Origin of the sequence: Photorhabdus tasmaniensis (assembly GCF_011189505.1) — a bacterium.
Taxonomy (GTDB): domain Bacteria; phylum Pseudomonadota; class Gammaproteobacteria; order Enterobacterales; family Enterobacteriaceae; genus Photorhabdus; species Photorhabdus tasmaniensis.
On record NZ_PUJU01000011.1, the window covers coordinates 26,616 to 41,232 of the forward strand.

Annotated in this window: 16 protein-coding genes and 1 tRNA gene; 6 read left to right on the forward strand and 11 right to left on the reverse strand. The window is 40.9% G+C overall.

Going from position 1 to position 14,617, the window contains the following annotated elements; genetic code table 11:
• Positions 1–61: 61 nt before the first annotated feature.
• From C5471_RS06890 to C5471_RS06915, 6 genes are all read right to left on the reverse strand, one after another.
• Positions 62–457, reverse strand: a complete 396-nt coding sequence (locus tag C5471_RS06890) for a DoxX family protein (RefSeq protein WP_133815542.1) — start codon at positions 455–457, stop codon at positions 62–64.
• A 215-nt stretch (positions 458–672) separates the two neighbouring features.
• Entirely contained in the window at positions 673–945 is a 273-nt protein-coding gene (locus tag C5471_RS06895) for a YqjK-like family protein (RefSeq protein WP_133815541.1), read from the reverse strand.
• A complete protein-coding gene (locus C5471_RS06900; RefSeq protein ID WP_133815540.1) occupies positions 938–1,339 on the reverse strand; it encodes a phage holin family protein in 402 nt (133 codons plus the stop codon). Before C5471_RS06900 ends, C5471_RS06895 begins: the two co-directional genes overlap by 8 nt.
• A 1-nt stretch (position 1,340) precedes the next feature.
• Entirely contained in the window at positions 1,341–1,646 is a 306-nt protein-coding gene (locus C5471_RS06905; protein ID WP_133815539.1) for an ElaB/YgaM/YqjD family protein, read from the reverse strand.
• A 191-nt stretch (positions 1,647–1,837) separates the two neighbouring features.
• Positions 1,838–2,509, reverse strand: coding sequence for a DedA family protein (locus tag C5471_RS06910; protein ID WP_133815538.1), 672 nt, complete (start codon positions 2,507–2,509; stop codon positions 1,838–1,840).
• 290 nt (positions 2,510–2,799) lie between these two features.
• Complete coding sequence (locus C5471_RS06915) at positions 2,800–3,030, reverse strand: hypothetical protein (RefSeq protein WP_133815537.1); 231 nt, start codon at positions 3,028–3,030, stop codon at positions 2,800–2,802.
• 81 nt (positions 3,031–3,111) lie between these two features.
• Here C5471_RS06915 and C5471_RS06920 point away from each other — a divergent pair, with 81 nt between their 5' ends.
• Both C5471_RS06920 and sstT read left to right on the forward strand, forming a co-directional pair.
• The gene (locus C5471_RS06920; protein ID WP_133815536.1) at positions 3,112–4,074 is read left to right on the forward strand and encodes a TerC family protein; all 963 of its coding nucleotides are present in this window, start codon (positions 3,112–3,114) and stop codon (positions 4,072–4,074) included.
• A 289-nt stretch (positions 4,075–4,363) separates the two neighbouring features.
• Positions 4,364–5,611, forward strand: coding sequence for a serine/threonine transporter SstT (gene sstT, locus C5471_RS06925; protein WP_133815535.1), 1,248 nt, complete (start codon positions 4,364–4,366; stop codon positions 5,609–5,611).
• 131 nt (positions 5,612–5,742) lie between these two features.
• Here sstT and C5471_RS06930 read toward each other — a convergent pair whose 3' ends face one another.
• Complete coding sequence (locus tag C5471_RS06930) at positions 5,743–7,764, reverse strand: oxidoreductase (protein ID WP_133815534.1); 2,022 nt, start codon at positions 7,762–7,764, stop codon at positions 5,743–5,745.
• Between the two features lie 570 nt (positions 7,765–8,334).
• Here C5471_RS06930 and C5471_RS06935 point away from each other — a divergent pair.
• Together C5471_RS06935 and C5471_RS06940 are read left to right on the forward strand one after the other, a co-directional pair.
• On the forward strand, positions 8,335–8,751 hold the full coding sequence (locus C5471_RS06935) for a DoxX family protein (RefSeq protein WP_133815533.1): 417 nt from the start codon (positions 8,335–8,337) through the stop codon (positions 8,749–8,751).
• 102 nt (positions 8,752–8,853) lie between these two features.
• Positions 8,854–9,441: a GNAT family N-acetyltransferase gene (locus C5471_RS06940; RefSeq protein WP_242688608.1), complete on the forward strand. Its 588-nt coding sequence runs from the start codon at positions 8,854–8,856 to the stop codon at positions 9,439–9,441.
• 53 nt (positions 9,442–9,494) lie between these two features.
• Here C5471_RS06940 and C5471_RS06945 read toward each other — a convergent pair whose 3' ends face one another.
• On the reverse strand, positions 9,495–10,430 hold the full coding sequence (locus C5471_RS06945) for a VirK/YbjX family protein (RefSeq protein ID WP_133815531.1): 936 nt from the start codon (positions 10,428–10,430) through the stop codon (positions 9,495–9,497).
• Between the two features lie 520 nt (positions 10,431–10,950).
• Between C5471_RS06945 and idi the strand changes: the two genes are divergently transcribed.
• Both idi and C5471_RS06955 read left to right on the forward strand, forming a co-directional pair.
• On the forward strand, positions 10,951–11,484 hold the full coding sequence (idi, locus tag C5471_RS06950; RefSeq protein ID WP_133815530.1) for an isopentenyl-diphosphate Delta-isomerase: 534 nt from the start codon (positions 10,951–10,953) through the stop codon (positions 11,482–11,484).
• Between the two features lie 45 nt (positions 11,485–11,529).
• Positions 11,530–12,474 (forward strand): SAM-dependent methyltransferase, encoded by a 945-nt coding sequence (locus C5471_RS06955; protein WP_166295740.1) that lies wholly within the window; start codon positions 11,530–11,532, stop codon positions 12,472–12,474.
• Between the two features lie 472 nt (positions 12,475–12,946).
• Here C5471_RS06955 and nadS read toward each other — a convergent pair whose 3' ends face one another.
• From nadS to C5471_RS06970, 3 genes are all read right to left on the reverse strand, one after another.
• Entirely contained in the window at positions 12,947–13,243 is a 297-nt protein-coding gene (nadS, locus tag C5471_RS06960; RefSeq protein ID WP_113044380.1) for a NadS family protein, read from the reverse strand.
• 47 nt (positions 13,244–13,290) lie between these two features.
• On the reverse strand, positions 13,291–13,614 hold the full coding sequence (locus C5471_RS06965; RefSeq protein ID WP_133815529.1) for a type II toxin-antitoxin system RelE/ParE family toxin: 324 nt from the start codon (positions 13,612–13,614) through the stop codon (positions 13,291–13,293).
• A gap of 903 nt (positions 13,615–14,517) precedes the next feature.
• Positions 14,518–14,594, reverse strand: a tRNA-Ile gene (locus tag C5471_RS06970).
• Between the last annotated feature and the right edge of the window lie 23 nt (positions 14,595–14,617).

Genomic DNA, 14,617 nt, shown 5'->3' on the forward strand with positions numbered 1-14,617 from the left:
ATTTCAAAACAAGCCGAAAGATTTTATGGATCCTCCGGCTAATTATTTACCTTTAGATAAGTTACCAATTCTTATTTATTAGACGGTCGATACTGAATTTACCTGGTCCCGAAATAGCCAATAACAAATAGCCGCCGCCGATAGTCAAATTCTTTAGAAACATAGTTTGGTTCATGCCTTCAGCAAAGTTGCTGTGGAAAAGCAGGGCAGTCAGCATACAGAAACTAAAAGTAAATAGCGCTGTTGTACGGGTTAAGAAACCGAACAGAATGGCCAAGCCGCCACCCAGTTCAAGCAAGATAGTCAATGGTAATAAAAAACCAGGAACCCGCATGGCTTCCATATATTGTTGAGTACCAGCATAGGCATCACCTAACTTTCCATAACCTGCAACAATAAACAGGATTGGCATCAAAATACGGGCTAATAGCAGGGCTCTATCTTCAAATTTTTTCATTAATGACTCCAGGGATACAGATAAATAATGATGATTTACTTAATGATTAGGCTGCACTAACTTGAAATAGCACAATTTGCTAATTATTAACAGATGGAATGTATACTAAAGAGAGGGGCGCTTAGTTGTAAGTAAGGATTATTAACAATTTTATACAAAGTTTTTGAATGTAAGTAATGTGGTTGATAATCAATAAGATATATTATGAAGAATAATTACTTCTTTTTTTTCAGTATCTTCAATGCACCAATGGCTCGGCGGGTCCAGCGATAGAATTTCACTGGGTGACGAAGACCATATAAAGAGATGGTACTGGCTCCGAGTAGCAGATAAGGTTTTAATGACAAAAGCTTTTTCCAGCCTTTGTCATAAGGCTCGGTGATATTTCGCCAGTGCTGGGTATCGTTAGAAAGTATCAGCCGTTGTAACAGGATACTTTTGAGTAATTGTTGTTTTTTCAGTTTTCTTTTTTGGCTTTGTTTACTCATTACTGTGATCCTCCAGCATCTCTCTATCAATCTTTAATTGCTCGCGGGTTGCGTTCAGTAATGTTGAATTACGGGATTTCCTGATAGTCCATATCAGGCCAATGAGCGCCAGGGTTAACAAAGTACCTGTGGTGACGGCTAATGCAGTAAGACGCCAGGCTGGATCGACAGCCCAAAAAATCAGAGCAAGCAGGCACATCAGGCCAAAAGCGGTAAATAGCAATGTCAGACCGGTCATTAATATCAGTTGTATCAGCGTTGCCTTTTCCTTTTCCAGTTCTACAACGATCAGTTGTAAGCGGGTTTCTACCATCCCGATAATGATGGTGGCAATGCGTTGAAGAGAATCAAGGACCCCTTTACCGGGGCCTTGAGATTTGGATGGGTGGTTCATATTAGCGTTTAGCCAACAATACACCTAATACGACAGCCACGGCGGCACCAATGCCAATACTTGTCCACGGTTTGTCGTGAACGTAGTCATCAACATGACGTGCCATCTCTTTTGTTTGCATAACGACTTTGTCACTGACAGTACCAAGTTTCATGCGAGTTTCTTGGAGTACGGCTTCTATTTTTCCGCGGATTTTTTCCAGTTCGACATCGGATTTATCACCGGAATTTTTGATCACTTCCTCTAGTGTTTTCGAGAGGGATTTTAATTCAATGCGTAAGTCTTCAGCAGTTTTGTTATGTACCATGTAAATACTCCTTATGTAGGTGTGTATATTTGATTTAGTCAGTCGATTTTCCAGAGGCTGGAAAAGACTATCCTTAAATATAGCTTATATTTTAGAAGGTGAATGAAAAACATTAGCGTTATTTCACTATCCTGCCGCAAACAATACTTTTGTCTGCGACAGAAGGGGATTTAAGGATTTTTCAGAATGAACTACTTTTTTTGAGGGGATTGACACGTTTTTTTACGTAACACAACTAACAAACTACCGCTAAAACCAATAATTAGTAAAGCAAGTGGCAGTAATATCAGGAAATTCATTACCAGATCTTCATACTGACGGAAAATAGGGGTTTTACCGAGTGCATAGCCCAGAGAGGTCAGGATAACGACCCACAGGAAGCCACTGAGCCAGTTAAAAAACTGGAAACGGCTGTTTTTCAGGCCCGTTAGACCTGCAAGTGTTGGTAACAGGGTTCTTATAAATGCGAGGAAACGGCCGATAAGTAAAGCAGACAGACCGTGGCGGTGAAAAAGATTGTAAGCTCTCTGATGATAATGAGCTGGGAGGTGGGAGAGCCAACTTTGTACTATCCTGGTATTTCCTAACCATTTCCCCTGAAGATAACCGACCCAGCAACCTAAGCTTGCTCCGGTGGTCAATATAACAAGTGTTACCGGGAAACTCATTGCACCTTTGGCAATTAATACGCCAACTAATATAAGTAAGCTATCTCCTGGTAAAAATGCAGCGGGAAGCAGGCCATTTTCAAGGAAGAGTATCAAGAATAGCATGATATAAATGGCCCATAGTAGGGATGGATTGGCCAGAGTTTCATAATCCTGGTGCCAAAGTGCATATATAAGTTCTTTTACTATTTCCATCAGGTGTTCCTAAAATGCCTTTGTTCGTTCATCCTGAAAGCATAAGGCTAAACCGATTAAACTGTATCCTGTTTTAGTTATTTGGCCGGTTATAACGCCTTTTCAATCCGTTAAGAGAGGCAAATGGTGCGGCCTGCGACACTGTAACAAAATCAAGAGTGACTAAACAGAAAATTTTGGTGATCAATTGAACATTGATTGGGGTGGAATAATAAATTGATCTGATGAGATCGGTTTATTGGATTTTTAATTTAAATTAATCGCTATTTTCTCACTGTTTTATTTGCAGTTTATTGGCTATTTCTATGAGTCAATATTTTTGCGGTGATGGATTGATTCTTGAGTGAATTTGATTTACTTTTCACCACAGCAAAGGGGAGTAACTTCCTTGCCGGTTTATCGTCATTACGATGCAATAGCATCCGGTAGCCGGGCAACCTTGAACTGATACCTGATGGTACATTTTTTGTGTTGTAAGTGAGACCTTGCCAGAAGGCGAGGGTTGCTTGCAATACATTCATCTCCATTCCGTGGGGAAGAAATATAGCAACGGCTGACGTCTTCTGAGACATCAGCCGTTTTTGTTTATGTAGAGAAAGAAAATGAACTCAGTGGGTAATCCTGTTTTATGGGGAAGTTTCGCCGTTTTAATTACGATTATGTTGTTACTGGATCTGCTCTTACAAGGGCGTAAGAAAGAGCAGACAATGTCATTTCGTCAAGCTGCTGTCTGGAGCGTAATTTGGGTAAGTTTGTCACTCTTATTTGCATTAGGATTGTGGTGGTATTTCAGAGAAACTGTAGGGGAAGCTGTCGCCAATAGTCAGGCAATGGCTTTTCTTACGGGTTATTTACTTGAAAAAGCACTTGCTGTTGATAACGTGTTTGTCTGGCTGATGTTGTTCAGTTATTTTGCCATTCCGGTAAATTTGCAGCGCCGGGTGCTCATTTACGGTGTCTTAGGCGCAATTGTGCTGCGTACTGTGATGATCTTTGCAGGGAGCTGGCTGGTTTCTCAATTCAGTTGGATACTCTATCTATTTGGCATCTTTCTGTTGGTTACTGGCGTTAAGATGGTGTTGGCAAAAGAGGATAATTCTCCGATAGGGGATAAACCTTTTGTCCGCTGGTTCAAATCGTGTATTCGTATGACTGATCATCTGCACGGGGAACGTTTCTTTGTTAAAAACAATGGGTTGTTGTATGCGACGCCATTGATTTTGGTTCTAATTTTGGTTGAAATCAGTGACGTTATTTTTGCTGTAGACAGCATTCCTGCTATTTTTGCAGTCACAACAGACCCTTTTATTGTTTTGACCTCTAACCTTTTCGCTATTTTAGGGTTACGAGCAATGTATTTTCTATTGGTAGGTGTAGCAGCGAAATTCACAATGCTGAAATATGGTTTATCCGTCATTTTGGTATTTATCGGTATTAAGATGCTGCTAATGGATGTTTATCATATTCCTATGGGTGTTTCTCTGGGGACTATTGCGATTATTTTGACAATAACAATGATTATTAATGTTTGGGTAAATAAGTATAAAGCTAAAGAGATCCAGTAATCAGGGAACTATTTTTTAACAGGCAACCTTATCTTCTTGTTCAGGGGGATAGGGTTTCTTATTGTCTTAAATTACTGAAAAATGGTTAAACATAAAAGTAAATAATTGTGCTTTGTAAATGTGTAAATTGCCGTTTTGATCACACAAATGTGAATGTATTGTTAATAAGTGCTGGCAAGGTTGTATATTTTAACTGTTTCTGCTTTCCACCATTCTTGGGTTCCCTATACTGAGGCAGCAAACACAAAAAATAGAGGTTCAGCTGAACTGTTAATAAAATGGGTCAATTATGGAAAAACAAGATCGTGGCTTCGTGCATTACATTGCACAGGGGAGCTTGGTTAAACAAATTTTGGTCGGTTTAATTGCAGGGATACTGTTAGCGTGGTTGGCACCTTCGGCTGCCAAGTCGGCCAGCTTGCTTGGGTCGTTGTTCGTTGGTGCCTTAAAAGCAGTAGCCCCGGTATTGGTATGGATTTTGGTTATGTCTTCTATTGCTAATCATAAAGAGGGCCAGAAAACCAATATTCGTCCAATTCTTGTCCTCTATATACTGGGTACTTTTTCCGCCGCTTTAGTTGCTATGGCCGGTAGTTTTATGTTCCCGTCACAACTGGTGCTGGTTGTAAATGATGTTCAGATGTCTCCTCCTGAAAACATTATGGAGGTGATTAAAGGGGTATTGGGTAATGTTGTCGCTAATCCGGTGAATGCGTTACTAAATGGTAATTATGTCGGTATTCTTGCCTGGGCTATTGGTTTGGGGATCGCACTACGTCATACGAAGGATTCAACTAAATCTCTGATTCATGATATGTCTGAGGCGGTGACTCAGATTGTTCGGGTAGTAATCCGTTGTGCACCTGTTGGTATCTTCGGCTTGGTATCTTCAACTATCGCAGAAACCGGCTTTAATACTTTGCTGGGATATGCCCAACTGCTGGTTGTATTACTGGGTTGTATGTTGGTTGTCGCATTTGTTGTAAACCCGTTGATCGTTTATTGGAAAATTCGTCGTAACCCTTATCCACTGGTATTTGCTTGCTTGCGTGAAAGTGGCGTGACGGCATTTTTCACCCGTAGTTCGGCTGCGAATATTCCGGTGAATATGGCTATGTGCCGCCGGATGAATCTGCATGAAGATACTTATTCGGTTTCCATCCCGTTGGGGGCAACGATCAATATGGAGGGTGCTGCGGTGACTATCCCGGTATTGACTCTGGCTGCGGTAAATACGCTCGGGATACCAATTGACCTGCCTACAGCATTGTTGTTAAGCGTGGTTTCTGCCATTTGTGCCTGTGGTTCTTCTGGTATAGCGGGTGGTTCCTTACTGTTGATCCCTCTGGCCTGTAGTATGTTCGGCATTTCCAATGAAATTGCTATGCAGGTTGTGGCGGTTGGTTTAATTATTGGTGTATTGCAGGATTCGACAGAAACCAGCTTGAACTCTTCTACTGATGTGTTGTTCACCGCTGCGGTTTGTCTGGCTGAGGATGACCGTCTGGCGTCGGATCAGCTAACTCAGCGTGATTGACTGACGTTTTCCGGTTGAAGTTAAGAGAGATGGTAATAGGTAAGAAGAATAAAACGTCCGCGCCAGGGAATGGAGCGGTTTGAGCGTTTACTGCATCTTGGCGGTCTGCCTGTGACCGCCATTATTTATCGTCAGATTTTAAGCCCCAATCGAGTGCCCTTATTGATAGCCCGTCGGGCATCCAGTTCAGCAGCAACATCTGCGCCGCCAATAAGGTGCACGATTTTTCCCGCCTGCTGTAACGGTTGATACAGTTCTTTCAGTGGCTCTTGTCCGGCACAAATAACAACATTATCTACGGCAAGACAGCTCTGTTCCCCGTTACAGCTGATATGTAATCCCTGATCATCTATTTTCAGATATTGCATATTGTTGAGCATTTTCACGCCGCGCATGTGCAGACGGGTTCTGTGTACCCAACCTGTTGTTTTACCTAATCCTTCACCTACTTTGGTCGGTTTACGTTGTAGCAGATAAATTTTTCGGGGAGAGGGTTCGGGTTTCGGGCCTTCAGGCGATAAACCACCACGATGTGCCAGATTCTGGTCAATGCCCCATTCTTCGCTGAAAGCGGTACGATTAAGGCGGGTGCTTTTTCCCGGTTGACTCAGATATTCAGCGATATCGAAGCCAATTCCACCGGCACCAATGATAGCTACATGCTGACCGACAGTTTTTTTGTCCCTGATAACATCTAAGTAGCTCAGTACTTTTTCGTGATGAATACCATCAATAGTGAGTTGACGGGGCACGATGCCACTGGCGATGATCACTTCATCGAAACCGGCGAGTATTTCTGTCGTTGCGGTCTGATTCAGCCGTACATCAACATGATGGATTTCTAATTGACGCTGAAAATAACGTAATGTTTCATGAAACTCTTCTTTACCGGGGATCTGTTTGGCAATATTGAATTGCCCGCCAATCTGCCCATGACGTTCAAACAGAGTGACATGATGGCCACGGCTGGCAGCCGTCACGGCAAATGACAATCCAGCAGGTCCTGCACCGACAACAGCCAGTTTTTTGGGCATGGTAACCGGTTCGGCAGCCATTTCTGTTTCGTGGCAGGCGCGGGGATTAACCAGGCAGGAGGCTATTTCACCGACAAAAATCTGATCCAGACATGCCTGATTACAGCCAATACAGGTGTTTATCTCATCAGCTCGTCCTTGTTGGGCTTTCAGAACAAATTCAGCGTCAGCTAGAAAAGGCCGCGCCATGGAAACCATATCCGCACAACCTTGTGCCAGCGCTTGCTCTGCAATTTCTGGATCATTAATCCTGTTTGTTGTGATCAATGGGATTGAAACTTTCCCCATCAGCTTTTGCGTTACCCAACTGAATCCGGCGCGGGGAACCATCGTGGCAATAGTTGGAATTCGTGCCTCATGCCAGCCGATACCCGTATTGATAATAGATGCCCCCGCTTGTTCAATAGCGACGGCTAATTGCTCGATTTCCTGCCAATCAGAACCCTCTTCGACTAAATCCAGCATTGAAAGCCGGTAAATCAGAATAAATTCCCGTCCGGTTGCTTGACGGACTGCTTTGACAATCTCCACGGCAAAGCGCATTCGATTTTCAAAACCGCCACCCCATTGATCCTGGCGGTGGTTGGTGCGGGTAGTCAGAAATTGGTTAATCAGATAGCCCTCAGAACCCATGATTTCTACACCATCATAACCTGCTTGCTGTGCCAATTGCGCACAGTGAGCGAAGTCAGCAATGGTTTGCTGAATGTCTTCTTCTGTCATTTCACGGGGCATAAATGGGTTAATCGGGGCTTGAATGGCAGTAGGGGCGACAAGATTCGGTTGGTAGCTATAACGGCCGGTATGCAGGATTTGCATGGCAATTTTTCCACCAGCCTGATGAACCGCATCTGTAATAACTTTATGATGGATAAGGTCTTTTTCATCTACCAAAAATGCTGTGCCTTTTCCTATAACACCTTGTTTATTTGGAGAAATTCCGCCTGTGACAATCAATGCTACACCTCCTGCTGCCCGTTCAGCATAAAAGTGGGCAAGCCTCTGGGCGCGATCGGGATGTTCTTCTAACCCGGTGTGCATTGATCCCATCAGAATGCGGTTTTTCAGTGTGGTGAACCCCAGGTCTAAAGGGGTGAACAGGTGAGGGTAGTGGCTCATTGCAATCTCCGTCGGGTGTTTGTCAATCATAACCAGATTATTGTTATTGTGTCCGAAACCACGAGGCAAAAACATCAGGTGGTCGGATGAGATAGTGGTTCAAATCTAGATGGAATAAGGTTAATTGGGAAAAAAATGTTAAATGAATGTGACGTGTATCATAAAATCTCGTTCTGCCATAGGTTGATTAAAGAGAGTGGGAATGCAGAAGTTGTTGATGGACTCCTTGATGATTGATTTTATCATTCTCAATGACAACGATGTTGTTGGTATTTTCTAAGATATCTAGCCGATGGGTAACCGCCAATAATCATTCTGCCGATGACTTTTTTACTATCGGTGATTATTAATAATAAAAATCTATTATTGAGTTTATTAATAGTGGTGGCGGATTATGCTTTTATATTTTTTCTAAGCTTGGTATATAACAATTAGTTATTAGCATTGTTATGAAATAATAATAATTATCAAAAAATCGGGAAGTAGAGTTCAGTATGATTTGTGTAAGCTAGATTTTATGGCGAAATGGACAATATAGAGGATGATATTCGATCCCATTGAGGTGTAATTATGTTGAAACAATTTGACCAGTTTGTGAACTACCCTGATTTTGCAAAGTTATTTCTGCGGTTATCACTGGGATGTTTGATGTTATTGCATGGTATTCATAAAGTTCAACCTGATGGACTGAAAGGCATTGAAGCCATGCTGACCAATGTAGAGGTTCCCACTTTTATTGCTTATGGTGTATTGATTGGTGAAATTGTTTGCCCGGTTTTAATTATCCTTGGTATTTTTACTCGTGTTGCTGCATTGATAGTTGCTCTGACAATGGGTGTCGCAGTAGTACTTATCCACGGTTCTGATATTTTCTTCCTGAACAATGCAACGGGGGGATGGGGTGTTGAAAGTGCGGGTTTGTTTTTCCTGGTCGCATTATCCATCATGTTCCAGGGTAGTGGGCGTTTTACTTTAATAAAAGATTAATTTCTCATATATTAACCCCATTCTGGTTTTGATTCTGGAATGGGGAGATGTCTTCTATACTTAACTTATTTATTAATACCAACGGTTATTATGAGAAAACAAATGACTGAATGGGTCACTCTGGAAGGTAAAGGGGTTATTCTTGAACCTTTGACGCACCAGCGGCATGATGAATTTGTACAGGTAATTGAAGAGGGGGAATTACATAGATTGTGGTACACCAATATTCCTTCACCGGCTGATCTGAGCAAAGATATTGATCGCCGTTTATTTTTATATGAGAGAGGCACCATGCTGCCTTTTGCTGTTGTTGACCACCGGACAGGCAAAGCCGTTGGAATGACCACTTATATGAATATTGATTCTCATGCTCGCCGGATGGAAATCGGTTCTACCTGGTATGCGCGTTATGTCCAGCGGACATATATCAATACAGAAGCGAAGTATCTATTATTAAAATATGCTTTTGAAGAATTGGGTTGTATCGCCGTAGAATTTCGTACTCATTTTCTTAATCATCAGAGCCGGAAAGCGATAGAACGGTTGGGTGCAAAACTTGATGGGATTTTGCGGAGTCATACGTTATCTAAAGATGGCAGTATCAGGGATACTTGTGTTTACAGCATTATTAGTGGTGAATGGCCTGCGGTTAAAAGCCATCTTGAATGGCAGATGGTTAAACCAAGATAGACGCCATTTCAAAAACCAGGCTATGCCACACTGGGTGGCGGCCTGATTCTGATTTAATTTGAAGGCAGAGAATCCTGCATTCCATTATCCAGCTCATCCAGTAATTGATAACGGCGACGATATTCAGCTCGTTTCTTACTGGCGATATCTTCAAGAGATTTTCTTTCAATGGTTAATGGCAGATGGAAATCTTTATTTTTCCCCCTTGCTCCACCTAATGATTCCCAGAAAGAATCGTAATCAGCAACTAATTTGTCTTTCTTTTTATGCCAATAGCGCAGGCTTTTATAGATGTGGGTATCATTGCTGGCTGCCAGAATTTGTTGACAACCAAAGTGGGCAGCAAAACGGCAAACAGATTCAAGCAGTAAGCGTTTTGGAAATAATCCGTAACAATCTTTCGTTGCATGGCGGATAATTTCAAGGGTTGTATCTTCTTTGGAACCTTGTAGCCCACCAATAAATAGTGTCTTTTTACCCGCAATGGTCAGTAGCGTAAAAGCACATTTTGCTAGCGTTTTATTATCTTCTGTCCCAATAAATAAGGTAAGCTCGCCTTCTTTGTTAAAACAGTCCATAGAGTCTATAAAAATAGTATAAGTTCCGCTTTTACCATTGATAACTGCTAATGGATATGCGTTGGAACAGAAAATTTTATTGATAATAGACGTATTTAGCCCGGTAAATAACAGCTGATAATGTTCATTTATTGCACGTAACGTTTGCCCTTTGTTGAAATTGATACTCAGATAAGGGCGATGTAGTTTAGAAGGCAAACAAGGTTGTTTCTTCAAAATATCCAGATAAAACGGTGTGTTAACTATCTGGTTTAATAGTTTTAGCGTCGATATTGGCATCAGAGCACTACGTAAAGCAAACTTGGTGCGATTCTGTGCAGAATACCAGTGAGGGCTTGGACTGATTTTTTTTCCGACTAAATCTGTAAATAGTCTGATACCCGAGTTGGCAGGTTGATACATATATTCCATTCTTTTCTAATTCTGATTACGACATGGCACATGGCAGGAAAATTACTTAATTTATCGAGTATACTACTTTGGTATTAAACAATACTTCAACAAGCTCCATTTGTGTTGTTTTTAACAAAATTGTAGATATTTATTAACTTAGATTTAATAATTGATGACGTTTTTTCGTTTTAAAAGTATACAGAAGATATAAGAAGATTGATTCAGTCTTGGTGATTTGCAACGAATTTGGCAGGTCAGTATTAACGGTATAATGAGTGCTGTTAGATATGCTCGCTTTTAGGATAATTAAGTTAAAATTATTAATAATATTTCTATAGGTCTATTAGCTATTAGTTATGTGCATTATAATAAAGTTATGTAATTTATTTTTATTTTATTATTAATATCATTTGGTTAAATTATTTAATTATATTTTCATTGAATTTGTTTGACATTCTCAGGGTATAAATTCTATTTTTATTGTTAATTTATATTTACTCATTTTGTAGATTCCTTCACTTCCAAAAGGTCATTAGCAATGGATGAAATGCTTATTCTTGTTGATAAACATGACAATCCCATTGGTTCAGCGGGAAAAATGGATGTTCACAAAAAAGGTATGTTGCACCGGGCCTTTTCTATATTTGTTTTTGATAGTAAAGGAAATTTACTCCTACAGAAGCGGGCGGTGAACAAATATCATTCGGCAGGACTTTGGACTAATAGCTGTTGTGGACATCCTCGAATCGGAGAAACGCTGGAGGTAGCTGCACACCGTCGGCTTGGTGAGGAAATGGGGTTTGACTGCCCATTGAAAAAGGTTTCGTCATTTATTTATCACGCAACACTACCTAATAATTTGATTGAATACGAATATGATCATGTTTTCATTGGGAGGTTTGATAAAGAGCCGATAATTAACGCTGACGAAGTATCTGATTATAAATGGGTTAATTCGCTGGAATTGAAAGCGTTAATTGATAAAGCTCCCTGGAAATATACAGTTTGGTTTAAAGAAATCGTTTATAGCCTTTCGAATCAAGGTGTTGAAGATTGGCAAAGGCAGCTCTGATGGCAATGTAATTTATCGGATAACCGCAAAATTGGATGATAGATCATGAGTATCTTAAACAACATGTTGTACACTGATATTGATCCTGCCCAGCCTTATCACATCATCCGTGGGGAAACCACCAACGATTATGAAAGCAAAGTAGTGCAAACTTATTGTGAAGATCCAGAGCGTTGGCGCAAAGTGATTGGTAATACGCTGTTATTTCAGTTTGGTGTTTATGATGATCCCGCTTCAAAACCACCAATTTCACTGGATGAATCAGGTATTCGTTATTTTGATCGTCAACTGCTATTGGCTGGTCTGGAGACAAAGATAGAGCGGCCTGCGATTCGGCGCATTTTGGATATTGGTTGTGGCTGGGGTTATATCTTGAAGTATCTGGCTGAACGCTTCCCGGAGTGTGCTCGCTTGGATGGGGTTAACATCAGCGAGCAGCAATTGCGGTATTGTGCCAAGTTTCATGCAGAACATGGGCTGTCCAAGCGTATCAATCTATATCTATGTAATGCACAGGATATTGATCGTTTACCTGATCCACAAGAGCTTTATGATCTGGTGATTATCCGTGGTGTCATTTCGCATTTTCCTAATTTGCTGTATGAAAAGACCATGCGTGCATTGTCCAAACGCATGGAGGTTGGTGGCCGGGTGATTATTTCTGACAATCTCTATAATGTGGATCTAGGCACCTATAAATCGGATACTCCTGACATCATCGATCGCCTCGCTTGTGGTAATCGTAAAGAGTCTGCTTATTTCAGACAAGTGTTAGAGGAAAGCGGTTTTATCATTAAGGATATGAGAGTATTGCCGTCTAATGCTGATGTAGTGCATTGGCTGCTGGATGTTAAGGCCAACATCGAACGAAATTTTCCTGAAGGTGTTAATGGTGCTTTAGAGGAGCTTCGTGTGTTAGCTGAAAATTTCTTGATCGGTCAGGTGAAAAACTATGTCTCGACCTATAGCGTTATCGCACAGAAACTTTAGCAAGCAGCTTGGTTCTTAAAGCGTTAGTTGCACTTTTAGAATTGATCCGTGCATTTCTGAAATAGATAACGGAAACGTAGCTAAGGCCATCGGGGTAACCTCCCGATGGCCTTTAACATTTACCACCTGTGATCAAGCTACTGTGCCTAATTTTCTACCCTTCATAAAACGCAATCAGATGCACGCAACGTCATCTGCGTCGCGCTCATGCTGCACAATCCCCACGAAATAAAAGTAAACCTGACGTAACGCACTACACCGCACCCGCCTGCACGTTTTGGATCAAAAGAGGATCACGAAGATAATTACAATGCAATGATATTAAAGGAAAAATTCTATTTTACGTGAAAAAGAAGATCACGAAAGGAAGCCGTGCTTTATCATAGAAATCAGGTAGAGCGCGGCTTTACAGGATATACAGAACTGAAATTATTTTATCCTTTTGCATTATGACAAGGAGAAAGTGAAAGTATTAAAGTGTGCTTAATTCATTAATAAGCGCAGGATTACGTTCAAGCATCTTAAGTAGTTTCAGTGATGAACCAGAAGGAATGCGGCGGTGCTGTTCCCAGCTTTGAATTAGAGATGCAGAAACGCCAACAGCTTCGGCAAATTCACTTTGTTTTAAGCCAAAGGTTTCACGTAAGTTTTTTACATCAGGCAGGCGATGGTAATGGATATTTTCATCAGAAACAGAAAGTTCGCCTTTTTCAATTGCTACCATCTGATTCATGCTTTCAACCAGATCGTTAAAAAGTTTTTTGTCCATAGTCTCTCCTGTTGTATGAACATTGCCGCGTATCTGCGCGGTGTTAATTACTGTAATTTGTTACTGATGGCTTTAAGTACCTCTTTTTCTTTTGGAGTTAAGTCATCTTTTTTATTTTTAGGGTAAATCAAAAGGAGATAGAGCCTCCCAGTTTTGGTTATGGCATAGTAGATAATTCTTACTCCGCCACGTTTTCCTATCCTTTCTCGCTGCCAACGAATCTTTTTACATCCTCCAGTAGCGCTGATGGTACTACCCTGCTCGTGATTCTTTAGTAAGTGATCCTGTAATAGCTTAAATTCATCATCGGTTAACAGTTCTGCTCGTTCTCTACTAAATACGGGAGTTTCAATAAAAACCAGATATTCCATAAAAAACATCCTTGCCTATATATGGAAATATGATATTCGTACATAGTACGACAGTCAAGATCAAATCGTATTGGAGACTAGATCTTAATGCACATAGAAAATTGTAGTTGATCCTCTGAAAACAATTTATTATCGTTTTATGCATGGGGACTCAAAACCTCAAGTAAGCGGTCAAAACCAACCCCGTTAGTGTTGGGTTTTTTATGCCTAATTTTTAATGGTAGCTATTCGGCTATCATCTCTCTGATTCAATGTTGGGAGGGCGACTAATACAACACCCGCAAGGGGAATAAGTCCGCGGTTTCTTACTGCCGTTTTGAGCCTCCCGACACCATATTCTTAAATGGTAAACCCAATTCTCAAAGAAAAGTAAGGAGTCAGCAATGGCTAGTCTATCCGTAACTCCATTCATTTTTGAAAATCAGCAAGTACGTACATTGATTAAAAATGGCAATCTTTGGTTTGTTGCACAAGATGTATGTGATGCTATATAGGCAGGGAGAAGAGTATTTCACTAAGTCAGCTCATTATTTGTCCTTATTGTCAGAAACCAGCCAATGTTTTAAGTACAGAAAAATTGCATAGACACAGAATTGAAGTCTTGGCAATTTGTGATTCTATTCGGTGTCCAGAACAAGCTTTTAAATTTGATCTATGTTTCTCGCATTATCTTCAAGAAGAAGCAGGAATAAGGGTAGAAAAAGTGATAATGTTAAGATGATGTTAAAAGGTTGATAAATAGCCTAACTTTCTGCTCAGAAATTGAAGCTGGCTAGTGTGTTTTCATCTGGGTAATGGCTTTATGAAAAAATCTCTGTCGCCATTTTGTCGCCACTGACTACCAGAAACAAAAAAGCCACTCTTGTTTGAGTGGCCTAATGCACTGATTTATCAGCGAAAATCTGGTGGCCCCTACTGGACTTGAACCAGTGACCAAGCGATTATGAGTCGCCTGCTCTAACCAACTGAGCTAAGGGGCCGTTGGATGGGAAGGATTATACGT